This window comes from Curtobacterium sp. C1, from assembly GCF_021049325.1.
Classification (GTDB): Bacteria; Actinomycetota; Actinomycetes; order Actinomycetales; family Microbacteriaceae; genus Curtobacterium; species Curtobacterium citreum.
On record NZ_CP088076.1, the window covers coordinates 233291 to 246820 of the forward strand.

General features: G+C 72.9%; 14 protein-coding genes. 9 read left to right on the forward strand and 5 right to left on the reverse strand.

The window, feature by feature from the left end:
* Positions 1–4: 4 nt before the first annotated feature.
* Entirely contained in the window at positions 5–670 is a 666-nt protein-coding gene (locus LQK89_RS01205; protein WP_231049905.1) for a pentapeptide repeat-containing protein, read from the forward strand.
* Positions 671–807: 137 nt separating this feature from the next.
* Here LQK89_RS01205 and LQK89_RS01210 read toward each other — a convergent pair whose 3' ends face one another.
* On the reverse strand, positions 808–1803 hold the full coding sequence (locus LQK89_RS01210; protein WP_231049906.1) for an NAD(P)/FAD-dependent oxidoreductase: 996 nt from the start codon (positions 1801–1803) through the stop codon (positions 808–810).
* Positions 1804–1861: 58 nt separating this feature from the next.
* Between LQK89_RS01210 and LQK89_RS01215 the strand changes: the two genes are divergently transcribed.
* On the forward strand, positions 1862–2488 hold the full coding sequence (locus LQK89_RS01215) for a helix-turn-helix domain-containing protein (protein WP_431605132.1): 627 nt from the start codon (positions 1862–1864) through the stop codon (positions 2486–2488).
* Positions 2489–2547: 59 nt separating this feature from the next.
* Here LQK89_RS01215 and LQK89_RS01220 read toward each other — a convergent pair whose 3' ends face one another.
* Both LQK89_RS01220 and LQK89_RS01225 read right to left on the reverse strand, forming a co-directional pair.
* Positions 2548–3231 carry a hypothetical protein gene (locus LQK89_RS01220; protein WP_231049908.1) on the reverse strand — a complete coding sequence of 228 codons (684 nt, stop codon included), beginning with the start codon at positions 3229–3231 and terminating at the stop codon, positions 2548–2550.
* Positions 3232–3387: 156 nt separating this feature from the next.
* A complete protein-coding gene (locus LQK89_RS01225) occupies positions 3388–4374 on the reverse strand; it encodes a LacI family DNA-binding transcriptional regulator (RefSeq protein WP_231049909.1) in 987 nt (328 codons plus the stop codon).
* A gap of 103 nt (positions 4375–4477) precedes the next feature.
* Here LQK89_RS01225 and LQK89_RS01230 point away from each other — a divergent pair, with 103 nt between their 5' ends.
* From LQK89_RS01230 to LQK89_RS01245, 4 genes are read left to right on the forward strand one after another with little or no spacing between them, the layout of a single operon-like run.
* Complete coding sequence (locus LQK89_RS01230) at positions 4478–5734, forward strand: extracellular solute-binding protein (RefSeq protein WP_231049910.1); 1257 nt, start codon at positions 4478–4480, stop codon at positions 5732–5734.
* A 5-nt stretch (positions 5735–5739) separates the two neighbouring features.
* Positions 5740–6780 (forward strand): carbohydrate ABC transporter permease, encoded by a 1041-nt coding sequence (locus LQK89_RS01235; RefSeq protein ID WP_058742075.1) that lies wholly within the window; start codon positions 5740–5742, stop codon positions 6778–6780.
* Entirely contained in the window at positions 6777–7697 is a 921-nt protein-coding gene (locus LQK89_RS01240) for a carbohydrate ABC transporter permease (RefSeq protein WP_083519970.1), read from the forward strand. The genes LQK89_RS01235 and LQK89_RS01240 overlap by 4 nt, the downstream gene beginning before the upstream one ends.
* Before the next feature lie 2 nt (positions 7698–7699).
* A complete protein-coding gene (locus tag LQK89_RS01245) occupies positions 7700–9640 on the forward strand; it encodes an amylo-alpha-1,6-glucosidase (protein WP_231049911.1) in 1941 nt (646 codons plus the stop codon).
* Between the two features lie 232 nt (positions 9641–9872).
* Here LQK89_RS01245 and LQK89_RS01250 read toward each other — a convergent pair whose 3' ends face one another.
* Together LQK89_RS01250 and LQK89_RS01255 are read right to left on the reverse strand one after the other, a co-directional pair.
* Entirely contained in the window at positions 9873–10445 is a 573-nt protein-coding gene (locus LQK89_RS01250; RefSeq protein ID WP_058742073.1) for a hypothetical protein, read from the reverse strand.
* A 63-nt stretch (positions 10446–10508) separates the two neighbouring features.
* A complete protein-coding gene (locus tag LQK89_RS01255) occupies positions 10509–11270 on the reverse strand; it encodes a glycosyltransferase family 2 protein (RefSeq protein WP_231049912.1) in 762 nt (253 codons plus the stop codon).
* Positions 11271–11496: 226 nt separating this feature from the next.
* Here LQK89_RS01255 and LQK89_RS01260 point away from each other — a divergent pair, with 226 nt between their 5' ends.
* From LQK89_RS01260 to LQK89_RS01270, 3 genes are all read left to right on the forward strand, one after another.
* On the forward strand, positions 11497–12138 hold the full coding sequence (locus LQK89_RS01260; RefSeq protein ID WP_175326409.1) for an MBL fold metallo-hydrolase: 642 nt from the start codon (positions 11497–11499) through the stop codon (positions 12136–12138).
* Positions 12139–12203: 65 nt separating this feature from the next.
* Positions 12204–12884 carry an HAD family hydrolase gene (locus LQK89_RS01265; RefSeq protein WP_231049913.1) on the forward strand — a complete coding sequence of 227 codons (681 nt, stop codon included), beginning with the start codon at positions 12204–12206 and terminating at the stop codon, positions 12882–12884.
* A 150-nt stretch (positions 12885–13034) separates the two neighbouring features.
* On the forward strand, positions 13035–13517 hold the full coding sequence (locus tag LQK89_RS01270; RefSeq protein WP_231049914.1) for a GNAT family N-acetyltransferase: 483 nt from the start codon (positions 13035–13037) through the stop codon (positions 13515–13517).
* Positions 13518–13530: the final 13 nt, after the last annotated feature.

Here is a 13530-nt window from a genome sequence, read left to right on the forward strand (position 1 = left end):
GCGCATGGCACGTTCGACCGGCACCGACGCCCCGCGGATCACCCTGACCGAGCCGACCGACCTGCGGGACTGGTCACCGGCACCCGGCGACCTGCTCACCGGCGACCGGATCGAGGCGAAGCGCATCGCGGTGCTCGACGTCGCCGGGGAGCGGCTGCCCGACCTCGAGGTCGAGGAGTGCGTCGTCGAGACCCTCCGCGCGGACGGCACCGATCTCCGCGGACTGCGCGTCCGTGACTCGGTCGTCGAGACGCTCGACGCCCCAGTGTTCCGCGCCTCGAGCAGCGCCTGGCGCGAGGTCCGGGTCGCCGGCGGCAGGGTCGGGTCCGCCGAGCTGTACGACGCGACGCTGAACGCGGTCGAGTTCGTCGGCATGAAGCTCGGGTTCGTGAACCTCCGCGGGTCGACGCTCGCCGACGTGGTGTTCCGCGACTGCGTGCTCGACGAACTCGACATCGCCGACGCCCGACTGCTCCGCGTGTCCTTCGAGGGCACACGCATCCGCTCCGCCGAGGGTTCGAACACCCGCATCGACCACGTCGACCTGCGGGCCGCCGACCTGGACCGTGTGGAGCGGCTCGAGGGGTTCCGCGGGGCGACGATCGGTGCCGACCAGCTGTACGCCCTCGCGCCGCTCCTGGCCGCGCAGGCCGGTTACCGCGTGGACTGACGCGCGCCGCCGGCCACCCCGCCAGTCGGCCGCCGCCGGCTCGCCCGGTCCGCTGGCGGGCGGGGAGTTCATGCGCTGGGCGACACCTCACGGGCCGCGGACGGCGTGAACTGTCGCTCAGCCCGGAACCTCCGCGCTCAGCCAGCGGCCGCAGCGGCCCCGGCTCCCGCCGCCACCCCCGCCAGCGCCGCCGCCAGGTCCGCCTGCACCAGGTCGCCGTGCACCGCCGCGCCCGCCTGCGTCCCGGCAGCGGCCGCCGCGATCACGGTCGCCATCGGCGCCGTCACGTTGCCCGCCGCGTAGACGCCGCGCACGCCCGTCTGCCCCGCGGCGTCGACCACGAGCGCGCTCCCGAACCGGGAGCCGCCCACGACGACGTCCTCCGCCACCAGGCCCAGCCCGGCCAGGAAGCCGACGCGGGCCTCGGCGGTGCTGGCGGCGGCGAGGGCGTCGAGCGGGACGACCTCGCCCGACGCCGTCTCCACCCCGGTCAGCACGTCGCCCGAGGAGACCACGCGGGCAACCGACCCCGCGACGATCCCGATGCCACGGGCCGTGAGACCAGCAACGGCGGTGTCGTCGACGAGCGCCGGGTCGGTCACGAACGCCGTCACCCGGTCGCTCAGCGCCCGGAACATCAGCGCGTGGTGCACCCCGTTCGGAGTCGTCACCAGGATCCCGATGCGCTGGTCGCGGATCTCCCACCCGTGGCAGAACGGGCAGTGCACGACCCCGCGCCCCCACTGCTCGGCGAGACCTGGGACCTCCGGCAGCACGTCGACGGCGCCGGAGGCGACGACGAGCCGCCGAGCGGTGACGACCGCGCCGGAGTCGAGCGTGACCGAGAAACCGACCGGGTCGGTCCCGTCACCGTCCGTGGCGGACGTGGCCACGATCCTCCCGGCCGTGACCTGCACGCCGTAGGCGGCGACCTCGTCCCGTCCGATGTGGGTGAACTCGGCGGGGGCGACCCCCTCGCGCCCGAGGTAGTTGTGCGCACCGGCCGCGGGCGCGTTGCGGGGCTCGCCCGCGTCGACGACGAGGACGGAGCGGCGGGACCGCCCCAGGATCAGGGCGGCGGACAGGCCGGCGGCCGAGCCGCCGATGACGATGACGTCGAAGTGATCGGACATGACCACAGCGTGCGGCGCGCTCGACCAGATCAGCAACGAATCTTGCCGGTCTGGCAACATGGCCGGCATGGCACACGGACGGGAGGATCGGATCACCCCACGCACGACGGCCCAGGTCGTCGACGCGGTGGGTCCGCGCCTGCGCGCGCTCCGCGAACGGCGTGACGTCACGCTCGCGGCGCTCGCCGCGGAGACCGGCATCTCGGTGTCGACGCTCTCGCGGCTGGAGTCCGGCCAGCGGCGACCGACCCTCGAACTGCTGCTGCCGCTGGCCCGGGCGTACCAGGTGCCGCTCGACGACCTCGTCGGGGCGCCGCAGACGGGGGATCCGCGCGTCCACCTGCGCCCCGAGCGGCACGGCGGGCGGGTGGTGATCCCGCTCACGAAGCGGACCGGGGGTGTGCGCTCGTTCAAGCAGCTCATCCCGCCGGAACCCGCGAACAGCGATCGGACACTGAAGACCCACGAGGGCTACGAGTGGCTCTACGTCCTGTCCGGGCGGCTGCGGCTGCTGCTCGGTGACCGGGAGTTCGACCTCGGGCCCGGCGAGGTCGTCGAGTTCGACACGCACACGCCGCACTGGGTGGGCAACATCACGGACGAGGTCACCGAGGTGCTCTGCCTGTACGGGCCCCAGGGCGAGCGGGCGCACGTGCGGTCGCGACCGGCGGCCCGGGCGGACTGAGCCGGGCGCTTCGCTCGCCGGGCGGATCAGCCGGCTGGCGGGGCAGCCGGTCGGTGGCGTCAGCCGAAGACGTGCGCCGTCACGTCGTCGAGCAGGCCGTCCGTCGGGGTGTTCGACTGGCTGATGCGGATGCCGATGTCGCCGCGGGTGAAGTACGTGTCGCCGTCGATGACCGGGTACTGCGAGTTCTGCGAGACCTTCTGGCAGCGGTATCCCTCGGCGACGTGTGCGCAGTCGTAGCCCTTCGCGGGCAGCGCCTGCAGTGCACCGAACGCGCGGGACGAGTCGACCACCACCACGTCGATCACCAGGTTCGTGATGTCCGCCCGTGGATCCCGCCAGACGCACGACAGGTGCTTGCCGTCGGCCTGCAGGACCGACGTGAAGGCGTCCTTCGGGCGGGACCACGAGTCACCGACGACCTTCGGGTCGTTCAGCGGAGCCTCGGCGAACTTCCACTTGCCGGCCGTGATCAGGTCGGAGCACTCGGACGGCACCGTGCCGCCGTCGTAGTCGACGCCGGGGACCGGGGTGATGGTGGACGTCGGCCGCGGGGTGCTCGACGGAGTCCGCGAAGCCGTGGCGCTCGGGGTGCTCGTCGCCGACGGCGTGGTCGACGTCGTCGGCGTGGACGAGGCCGTCGGGGTGGTCACGACGTCCGGTCCCTCGGTGCAGGCGCTCAGGACGAGCGCGGCGCCGATCCCGATCGTCGCGAGCAGTGTCGTGGTGCGTGCGGTGCGCATGAGGTCCCCCGGTCTCGGCGGCTCGGACGTTCTCGTGCCGCGGTGCTGCCGACGCTACCGACGGTGCTGAGCCGCTGGAGTCGCCGGTACCGAACCGTTGCCGGTCCGAGACGGGATCGTGACCGTGGTCGTCCGTCGGACGGCGCGGGGTCCGGGTCAGGGGCGCCAGACGACCGTCGGTTCGAGCAGGCGGTGCCCGGTCGGTGCGGGCAGGACCGACCTGCCGGTGCCCATCAGCAGGTCCAGCGCCGCCGCGGCCGCGTCACCGAGGGGCTGCTCGACGCTCGAGATCCCCAGGGCCTCGGCCACCGGGGTGTCGTCGTACCCGACCACCGGGACGTCCGGGCCGAGGGCGAACCGTGCCCCGAGCGCCAGCGTGTCCGATGCGCAGACGACCGCGTCGACGGTGGCCCCGTCCGCGACCGCCCGGGCGACGACCTCGGTCGCCGCGGAGACGTCGTCCTCACAGACGAGCTGCACCTGGTCGGGCAGACCCGCCGCGGCGAGGGCGTCCTGCCAGCCGTGGCGCCGCTCGTCGCCCTGCCCCGAGGGGCTCGGCCACCCGAGGAACCCGATGCGTCGGTGCCCCGCCTCGAGCAGGTGCGCGGTCGCGGCCCGGAGGCCGGCCCGACCGTCGACGTCCACCCACGGCAGCACGTCGGCGCGCTCGGCCGACTGCCCCCACGGGCGTCCGAACAGCACGAACGGGACGTCCCGGTCGGCGAGCCACCCGGGCCGAGGATCGCCGTGGAACGTCGAGGTGAGCACGAAGCCGTCGACGTCGGACCCCTCGACGAGCCGTTCGATGTGCGTCAGCTCGTCGTCGACATCCCGCGCGGTGAAGAGCAGGATCCGCATGCCCCGCGCGTCCGCGTGCTCGACCAGGGCGTGCAGGAAGCGGTCGAGCACCGCGCCGGAGATGCCGTGCACGGGTTCGAGCCGGACGCCCAGAGTCGAGCTCTGCCGGGTCCGCAGCCGCCGTGCCGAGGCGTGCGGGCGGTACCCGAGGGTCTCGATCGCCGAGCGCACTCGGTCCAGGGTGTCCGGACGGACGACCTCCGGCCGGTTCAGCGCGTTCGACACGGTCTGCCGGGAGACACCGGCGACCGCGGCGACGTCGGCGACGGTGGCGGGCTGCGACATGGGGTTCACCGTAGCGCCTCGGCGGTGTATCGTGATGGCGTTTGATCGATCAAATTGAACGATCCAACGATTACTCGACGAGGAGTACCCGATGCAACGACCCATGTCACGACGCACAGCTCGCGCGCTGTCCGCAGGGGCGATCGCCCTGACCGCAGCGCTGTCCCTCTCCGCCTGCGGCTCCGGCTTCAGCGGCTCCGGTTCGGACTCCGGGTCCGGGGGGCTCACCTCGAGCGACAAGTCCCTCTCCGTGCTCATCGGCTCCTCCGGCGACGCCGAGACCGCCGCGGTCAAGAGCGCGGCCGCCGCCTGGTCGAAGTCCTCCGGGACCGGCGTGAGCGTCCAGGCCGCCAACAACCTCGACCAGCAGCTCGCGCAGGGGTTCGCCTCCGGCAAGCCCGCCGACGTGTTCTACGTCAGCACGTCGTCGCTCGCCGGGTACGCGGCGAACGGCTCGCTCCTGGCCTACGGCGACCAGCTGCAGGACCAGGGCGACTTCTACCCGACCCTGACGAAGTCGTTCACCGTGGACGGGAAGCTGTACTGCGCGCCGAAGGACTTCTCCACCCTGGGGCTGTTCATCAACAAGGCGGACTGGAAGGCGGCCGGGCTGACCGACGCCGACGTCCCGACGACGTGGGACCAGCTGAAGACCGTGTCCGAGAAGCTGACCCGGGATGGTCGCGTCGGACTCTCGACCAGCCCGCAGGTCGAGCGCCTCGGGGCGTTCATGGCCCAGGCCGGCGGCGCCCTGACGAACGCCGACCAGACGAAGGCGACCGTCGACTCCGCCGCCAACGTCCAGGCGCTCGACTACGTGAAGGGCCTGCTCGACGACGGCTCGATGAAGTTCTCGAGCGACCTCGGCGAGAGCTGGGGCGGCGACGCGTTCGGGAAGAACAAGGCCGCGATGACCATCGAGGGCAACTGGCTCACCGGCGCGATGTCCTCGAGCTACCCGAGCGTCGACTACCAGGTCGTCGCACTGCCGAAGGGTCCGAAGGGCGCCGGCACCCTGCAGTTCACGAACTGCTGGGGCATCGCGAAGGACTCCCCGAACCAGAAGGCGGCGCTGTCGTTCGTCGAGAAGATGACGAGCACCGACCAGCAGCTCACCTTCGCGAAGGACTTCGGCGTGATGCCGAGTGTCGAGTCCGCTGCGAGCACCTGGAAGCGCGACTACCCGCAGTACGCGGCGTTCCTCGACCAGGCCGACGTCGCCCAGGGGCTGCCGAACAAGGCCGGCACGTCGGACGTGGTCGCCGACTTCGACTCGAAGCTCGGCTCCCTGCAGAAGACCGACGTGCAGACCCTGCTCGAGGGCGTCCAGAAGAACATGGCCGCTGCGCTGAAGGGCTGACCGCGATGTCCCGGAAGAACCGCCGCGAAGCCGTCTCGGGCTGGCTGTTCACCGCCCCGACGGTGATCGTCCTCGGCCTGTTCCTGCTCGTGCCCGTCCTCATGGCCGCATGGGTGAGCGTGTCGAACTGGCGCGGGGTCGGCAGCCCGTTCTCGTCCGACGTGTCCTTCGTCGGCGGCGAGAACTACGCGAAGATCCTCGGCGGGGGCGGGCTCGACGAGCAGAACTTCGGCACGGCCCTGCGGAACAACCTCTGGTACGTCGTGTTCGTCGTGCCGCTGCAGACCGCCGTCGCCCTCGGCCTGGCCGTCCTCGTGAACGGACGGGCACTGAAGGGGCGGGGGTTCTTCCGGACCGCGTTCTACTTCCCGTCCGTCACGAGCTCGGTCGCGATCACCGTGCTCTGGCTGTTCCTGTTCTCGTCCTCCGGTGCGGTGAACACGATCATCGGGTGGATCGGGGTGCGCGGACCGAACTGGTTCAACGAGCCGACCGGCATCTTCCACCTCGGGGCGGGGCAGCCTCCGGCGTTCCTCGCCGACCACACGATGCTCGGCATCTCGTGGTGGGAGTGGACCGCGGGACCGTCGGTCGCGATGAGCGCGTTCATCCTGCTCGCCGTGTTCACCACGAGCGGCACGTTCATGCTGCTGTTCATCGCGGCGCTGCAGAACCTGTCCGCCGACGTCGACGAGGCCGCGATGATCGACGGCGCGGGCGCCTGGACACGCTTCTGGCGCGTGACGCTCCCGCAGCTGCGCCCGACGCTCTTCACGGTGCTCACCCTCGGGCTGATCGGGACGTGGCAGGTCTTCGACCAGATCTACACCGGCACGAAGGGCGCCCCGGCGAACACCACGCTCACCCCGGCGTACCTGTCGTACACGTCCGCGTTCCAGAGCCAGCAGTGGGGTGTCGGTGCGGCGATCGCCTTCATCCTGTTCGGGATCATCGTCGTCTTCACGCTGCTGCAGCGCTGGGCACTGCGGGACCGCCCCGTCTCACGACGGCGGATGCGCTGGATCGAACAGGGAGGGTCACGATGACCGCCGCACCCACCTCGGCACGGACGGGAGGCACGGTGCCGGACCTCCGCGCCGCCACCGTCACACAGGCGCCCGGCCCGGGCCGGGGGCCCCGCCGCCTCACCGGTCGCGGGATCGTCCTGCTGGTCGTCGGCGCGGTCATCGCGGTCGTCTACCTGCTGCCGTTCTACGTGGCGATCGTCAACTCCTTCAAGACGGACGAGGACGCCTCGCTCCACCCGCTCGCCCTCCCCACCACCTGGACGGGCGCCGCGTTCCGGACGCTCTTCGAGAACTCCGACTTCGGCGTCTGGACGATGAACTCGGTGATCGTCGCCGTGGTCGTCACGCTCGGTCGGATCTTCTTCGACTCGCTCGCCGGCTACGCGCTCGCGCGCATCCGGTTCCCCGGACGCCAGACCGTCTTCGCGCTCATCGTCGCGGTGATGGCCGTGCCCGCCGTGGTGCTGCTCATCCCGAAGTTCCTCGTGATCAACCAGCTCGGCATGTACGACTCGTACTCGGGCATGATCATCCCGCTGCTCGTCGACGCCGCCGGGGTGTTCATCATGAAGAACTTCTTCGAGTCGATCCCGGTCAGCGTCGAGGAGCAGGCGAAGATCGACGGCGCCGGGGTGTTCCGCACCTTCTGGTCGATCGTGCTGCCGATGGCCCGTCCGGCCGTCGTGACGATCACGATCCTGTCGTTCCAGGGGTCGTGGAACGAGCTCCCGCACTTCATCGTGTCGGCGTCCTCGCCCGGACTGACGACCCTGACCAAGGGCGTCGCCTCGCTGGCCTCCGGCGCCCTGAGCGCCGGGAACCAGTTCCCGATCAAGCTCGCCGCCGCCTTCGTGATGACGATCCCCGTCGCCGTCGCGTTCTTCGTGTTCCAGCGGCGCATCATGAACACCAGCGACGGGGCGGTCAAGGAGTGACCATGACGACGACCACCACGCCGCCCGACGCCGCCGAGCAGGCCGCCCACGCGGTGCCGCGGCAACCCCTGCTCCACGACGAGGTCGTCGTGCTCGCCGCGCCGACCCAGGCGTGGTCCGACCGGCACGGCGACGTCGGCACGAACCCCGTGCACGGGTACTGGACGGGCGACCAGCGCGTCGTCTCGGCGGTGACTCTGGCCGTCGCCGGGTCGTCGGTGGAGCCCGTGGCGACGGTGCCGACGGGCGCCCGCGAGGTCGTGTTCACCGGGCTCCTCCGCGGGCTCGACGGCCCCGGAGCGGACCCGGACGTGCGGCTCGACCGGATCCGGACGGTCCGCGTCGACGGCGTCCACGAACGCCTGCGCATCACGGACCGGCTCGCCCCCGGGCAACCCGCGGCCGAGCACTCCGGACGGACCGTGACGGTCCGGATCGTGCCGGACGCGAGCGGGATGGACGCCGTCAAGGTCGGCGCACCGCCGGTGCCGGTCCCGGCCGTGCTCGCGGCCGACGGCGGCGGGACGGACGCGGACCGTGCCTCCTGGACGGCGGGATCGGTGTCCGTGACCCTGCGTGCCGACGGCGCCACGGTCACCACCGACGGCGACGCCGTCGTCCTGACCTGGAGCCTGCCGCACGCGCGGACCGTCGAGGTCGCCTGGGACTGCCGCGTCACGGCCCCGGACGCCGTGGCGGTCGGCGCCACCACGCCGCGGACGTTCCACGCGCCGCAGGGCGTGCAGGACGACCGGCTCCGCCGATGGCTCGACCGCGCCGTCGAGGACCTCGACGCGCTGCGGCTGCGCCGGCCGGAGGGGGAGTTCCTCGCCGCCGGGGCACCGTGGTTCTTCACGCTCTTCGGGCGCGACTCGCTCTGGGCCGCCCGGTTCCTGCTGCCGGTCGACACCACGGTGGCCGGCAGCACGCTCCGGGTGCTCGCCGCGCTGCAGGGCACGCGCGACGACCCCGCCACCGCCGAGCAGCCCGGGAAGATCCCGCACGAGCTCCGGCAGGCATCGCTGCCGGTCGACAACGACGAGATCTCGCTGCCGCCGCTGTACTACGGCACCGTCGACGCGACCCCGCTGTGGATCTGCACCTTGCACGACGCCTGGCGGGCCGGCCTGCCGGAGGACCAGGTCCGGGCGCTCCTGCCCGCCCTCGAGCGCGCCCTGGCGTGGATGCGGGACTCCGGCGACGCCGACGGGGACGGCCTGCTCGAGTACGTCGACGAGTCCGGCCGCGGGCTGGCCAACCAGGGGTGGAAGGACTCCGGCGACAGTGTGCAGTGGCGCGACGGACGGCTCGCCGACGGCCCGATCGCGCTCTGCGAGGTGCAGGGGTACGCGCACGAGGCGGCCGTGCACGGCGCCGACCTGCTCGACGCGTTCGGGCTGCCGGGGGGACCGGAGTGGCGGGCGTGGGCGGCGCGCCTGGCCGACCGCTTCCGTGCGACGTTCTGGGTGACGGACGCGGTCGGGCCGCACCCGGCGATCGCCCTCGACGCCCGGAAGCACGCCGTCGACTCGGCGACGAGCAACATCGGCCACCTGCTCGGCACGGGACTCCTGGACGAGCGCGAGGAGGCCGTCGTGGCCGCCCGGGTCGTCGCACCGGACATGGCGAGCGGCTTCGGTCTGCGGACCCTGTCCACGACGGCCTCGGGCTACTGGCCGCTGAGCTACCACGGCGGCTCGGTGTGGGCGCACGACACCGCGGTGGTCGTCGCCGGGCTCACCAGTTCGGGCTTCCGGGACGAGGCGCGGGCGCTCGCCGAGCAGCTGCTCGCGGCGGCGGTCGCCTTCGACTTCCGGATGCCCGAGCTGCACGCGGGAGACGCCGCCGCCGAGGTGTCCCGACCGGCGCCCTACCCGGCGGCGTGCCGGCCCCAGGCGTGGAGTGCGGCGGCGGTGTTCCCGGTGTGGGTCGCGCTGCGGTGAGGGCGGCGGTCACTGGTGCGGCGCGCGGTCTGATGTATCATCGGACCTGCGCCCGGCCGTGTCGGGCGAAGTAAGCCTGGCAGTCTTCCGGACGGTACGACGAGCCAGGCTCGCGCATTTCTGGGCCGGTGTCGTCAAGGGTCGGTGTCGACAAGGGCCTGCGTGTCTTGGGCGCGTGTCTCCCGGCGTCCGCGCTGTGCGCGCCTCCCTGCCTGCGCACATCTCGGGGCCGTCACCGTCGTGTCTCGCGGTCGAGCCGACGGATCTGCTGCACGAGCGGGGCGAACCGGCGCGGCCAGTCACCGCCCGCCTGTTGCGCCCAGGCGACGGCGTCCGCCACCCACAGCAGCGGCTCCTCGTGCGCGTCCAGGTGGCCGTACCGCATCGTCGTGTCGTCCACCCGCCGCAGTTCCTCGCGGAGGATGCGGCGGTCCGCGGCCTCGATGGACGCGTCACGCTCGAGCACCAGGCGTGCGGCACCGACCGCGCTCGCGTCGGCGACGAGCGCGGCGAGGCAGTCGATCCGGGCAGACTTGTCGTCACGGCCCCGGACGGACCACACCCGCGCCCGGACCGGGAGCCGGACCAGCGCGCCGGTGAGCTGCCGTCGAGACGCTTCGCTCTCCCGGGTGAAGTGCAGCCGTCGTTGCCCGGGGCGGCAGAGCGCACGGAGGTCCTTCCTGACAGCGGCGAGTCGGGGTTCCGCCGCGGCCACCGCGACGACGTGGTACCCCCGGCTCTTCGACTCGTCGACGAACCACCACTCCGCGAGCGGCCTGATCGTGCGCGTCGCGGGACCGTCCATGACCGACCTGCCTACCGGACGTCGGCCGCTCGGCCTGCACCCTGTGGATTTCGCCCGGGGCGCTCAGCGCTCCGACCACGCGCTCCGCAGCCGCACCCGCAGGGCGACCCGGTAGCGACGGGCCCACCGGCGGGGCGGGTTCGCCCGGCGGCCGTTGACCCGGAAGGTGTGGAACGCGCGGCGGGTCCGGCGGACCACCGACCCGAAGCCCGAGAACGGTCGCGAGGACACCTGCACGAGCAGCCGCCGCGACGCGACCACCCGGAGCGCCGGGTCGATCGCCATCGACAGGTCGACGTCGTCGTGCACCTCGGGGTCGTCCCGGTGCACGCGGGACCGTGCGGCGGTCCACGTGGCGCGGTGCATCGCGGTCGCGGAACCGAACAGCGGCGGCCGACCGAGCGCCGCCCACATCAGGACGAAGTACGGACGCATGTAGAGCGCGTCCCACACCCGCTGGACGAGCACGCTGCCGTCGTGCGGCCGGCCGGGTCCGGTGACCGCGACGACGCCGGGACGTCCGAGCAGCCGGAGTGCCTCGGCGATCCAGTCCGGCGGCGGCACCGAGTCCGCGTCGAGCCGGACGAGGACGTCGCCGGTCGCCGCGTCGTAGCCCCGCGCCGACGCCCGGGCGATGCCGCGCTCCGGTTCGACGAGCACGCGGGCGCCGGCGGCACGGGCCACCGCGGCGCTGTCGTCCCGGCTGCCGTTGTCCACGACGATCACCTCGTCGGCGGGGTGCCTCTGCGCGGCGAGGGCCTGCAGGCAGCGCTCCAGCAGGGCGGCGTCGTCGAGCACGGGGACGACGACGGAGACACGCTGCACCCCTGTGATCCTGCCGGGTCCGCGCTGGACGGACGCGCGGTCGGACGGGCGCGCCGCGCTCAGCGGCAACGCGAAGCGTTGTGCGGGGCGCGCCGACCGAGCCTGCGAGGGAGGGCGTGGCGGCGCCGCCACGATCCTCCCGTCCGTCCACCGGCCACGTCGGGACTGAGCGTGCCCTCAGTCCGTCTCGGGACGACCGTCCGCGCGACGGGCGTTGACTGGGGGCATGCAGTTGACGAAGTACAACCACGCCACGGTCGTCCTCGAGCGGGACGGCGCCACCCTCGTCGTCGACCCCGGTGCGTTCACCCCGGAGGCCGCCGACCTCGTCCGTTCGGCCACGGCCGTGCTCGTCACCCACGAGCACTTCGACCACCTCGACGTCGACGCCGTCCGCGCCGGACTCGAGGCGAACCCGGACCTGGTCGTCCGCGGCCCGCAGCCCGTCGTCGACCAGCTCGGCGCACACGACGGACGCGTCGGAGCGGTCGCCGCGGGCGACGCCTTCACGGTCGGCCCCTTCGCGGTCCGGGTCTTCGGCGAGCAGCACGCCGTGATCCACCCGGACGTGCCGGTCATCCCGAACGTCGGCTACCTGGTCGACGACGCGGTGTTCCACCCGGGCGACGCGTACCTGGTCCCCGGGGTGTCGGTGCCGACCCTGCTCATGCCGACGAGCGGGCCGTGGACGCACATGGCCGAGGCGGTCGACTACGTCCGCGCGGTCGCGCCGGAGCGGATCGTGCAGATCCACGAGGCGATGCTCAGCGACCTCGGCCAGCAGTCCACCGCGCGGTTCCTCGGGCCGGAGGTGCTCGGCAGCGTCCCGGTGACGATCCTGCCCGCGGGGGAGAGCATCACGGTCTGAGCCGCGCCGGTCCCGGTCGCGTCGGGCTGAGTCGTCGCTCCCGGTCGGGGGTGCACGCTGGACGGATGGCTGATGCTCCCTCGACCGCGGTCCTGTTCGACATCGACGGGACCCTCGCCGACTCCAACTACGCGCACGTCGACGCTTGGTGGCGGGCGTTCCGCGCCGCGGGGGAGTCCGTCGACGCGTGGCGCATCCACCGTGCCATCGGGATGGACTCCGGACGGCTGCTCGACGAGCTGCTGCCGGAGGCCGGCGACGACGTCCGCGACCAGGCGAAGCAGTTCCACACGGCGTTCTACTCCGAGCACGTGCCGCAGCTCCGCCTGCTGCCGGGGGCCCGCGAGCTGCTCGAGGAGGTCGCCCGCCGCGGACACGCCGTCGTCCTCGCGACGAGCGCGCCCGAGCACGAGCTGGCCGCGCTGCGGGAGCTGCTCGACGCGGCCGCGTGGGTGACCGCCGAGACGAGCTCGGAGGACGTCGACGAGGCGAAGCCCGCGCCCGGCATCGTGCAGGTGGCGCTCGACAGGGTCGGGGTCGACGCGGAGCACGCCGTGATGGTCGGCGACGCGATGTGGGACGTCGAGGCGTCGGGAAAGGTCGCGCTGCCGTGCGTCGGGGTGATGACCGGTGGCATCGGCGGCGACGAGCTCCGGCGAGCGGGAGCGGCGGCCGTGTACGACGACGCCGCGGCGGTGCTGCGGGCGCTCCGCGACGGCGAGGGGCCGATCGCCGCGCTGGCCTGAGCGGGCGGCGGCCGGCCCGGGCCGCCGGGCCGAGTCTCGGACTGGGCGACGAGTCGCGGGTCGATGGGCATGAGACTCGTCGTGCAGCGCGAGACTCGGGGCTCCCACCGCCGGCCCGGGCAGGCCCCGCCCGTGCGAGGATGGTCGATCGTGATCACGATCGAGCGCGTCGCCTGGGAGGACCCGCGTGGTGTGGCCCTCCGCGCCACCATGGACGAGGAGATGCACGAGCGCTACGGCGCCGGGCACCTGGACGAGGACCCCGCCGTCACCGCCGAGCGCGATCGCGTGCTGACGGTCGACCCGGCCACCGTGATCACCTCGCTCCTCGCCGTCGACGAGGACGGCACGCCCCTCGGGCACATCGCGGTCCGGTGGCTCGGTGACGAGGTCGAGCTGAAGCGCCTCATCGTCCTCGCCGCAGCCCGGGGCAAGGGTGCCGCGACCGCCCTGCTGTCCGAGGGCGAGCAGGTCGCGCGCGAGGCCGGTGCCGCCCGGGTCATCCTGCAGACCGGGGACAAGCAGCCCGAGGCCGTCGCGCTCTACCGGAAGACCGGCTGGCAGCAGATCGACGTGTACGAGCCCTACGCCGCCACCATGCCCTGGTCCTACTGCTTCGCGAAGGCGCTGTAGCTGCTTCGCGAAG

Bases quoted from the DNA above. Each gene is read 5' to 3' on its own strand.
- LQK89_RS01225 (WP_231049909.1), bottom strand. From the start codon at position 4,374: ATGTCGCAGCCCGCCACCGTCGCCGACGTCGCCGCGGTCGCCGGTGTC.
- LQK89_RS01210 (WP_231049906.1), bottom strand. From the start codon at position 1,803: ATGTCCGATCACTTCGACGTCATCGTCATCGGCGGCTCGGCCGCCGGC.
- LQK89_RS01245 (WP_231049911.1), top strand. From the start codon at position 7,700: ATGACGACGACCACCACGCCGCCCGACGCCGCCGAGCAGGCCGCCCAC.
- LQK89_RS01235 (WP_058742075.1), top strand. From the start codon at position 5,740: ATGTCCCGGAAGAACCGCCGCGAAGCCGTCTCGGGCTGGCTGTTCACC.
- LQK89_RS01265 (WP_231049913.1), top strand. From the start codon at position 12,204: ATGGCTGATGCTCCCTCGACCGCGGTCCTGTTCGACATCGACGGGACC.
- LQK89_RS01215 (WP_431605132.1), top strand. From the start codon at position 1,862: ATGGCCGGCATGGCACACGGACGGGAGGATCGGATCACCCCACGCACG.
- LQK89_RS01205 (WP_231049905.1), top strand. From the start codon at position 5: ATGGCACGTTCGACCGGCACCGACGCCCCGCGGATCACCCTGACCGAG.
- LQK89_RS01250 (WP_058742073.1), bottom strand. From the start codon at position 10,445: ATGGACGGTCCCGCGACGCGCACGATCAGGCCGCTCGCGGAGTGGTGG.
- LQK89_RS01220 (WP_231049908.1), bottom strand. From the start codon at position 3,231: ATGCGCACCGCACGCACCACGACACTGCTCGCGACGATCGGGATCGGC.
- LQK89_RS01240 (WP_083519970.1), top strand. From the start codon at position 6,777: ATGACCGCCGCACCCACCTCGGCACGGACGGGAGGCACGGTGCCGGAC.
- LQK89_RS01230 (WP_231049910.1), top strand. From the start codon at position 4,478: ATGTCACGACGCACAGCTCGCGCGCTGTCCGCAGGGGCGATCGCCCTG.
- LQK89_RS01260 (WP_175326409.1), top strand. From the start codon at position 11,497: ATGCAGTTGACGAAGTACAACCACGCCACGGTCGTCCTCGAGCGGGAC.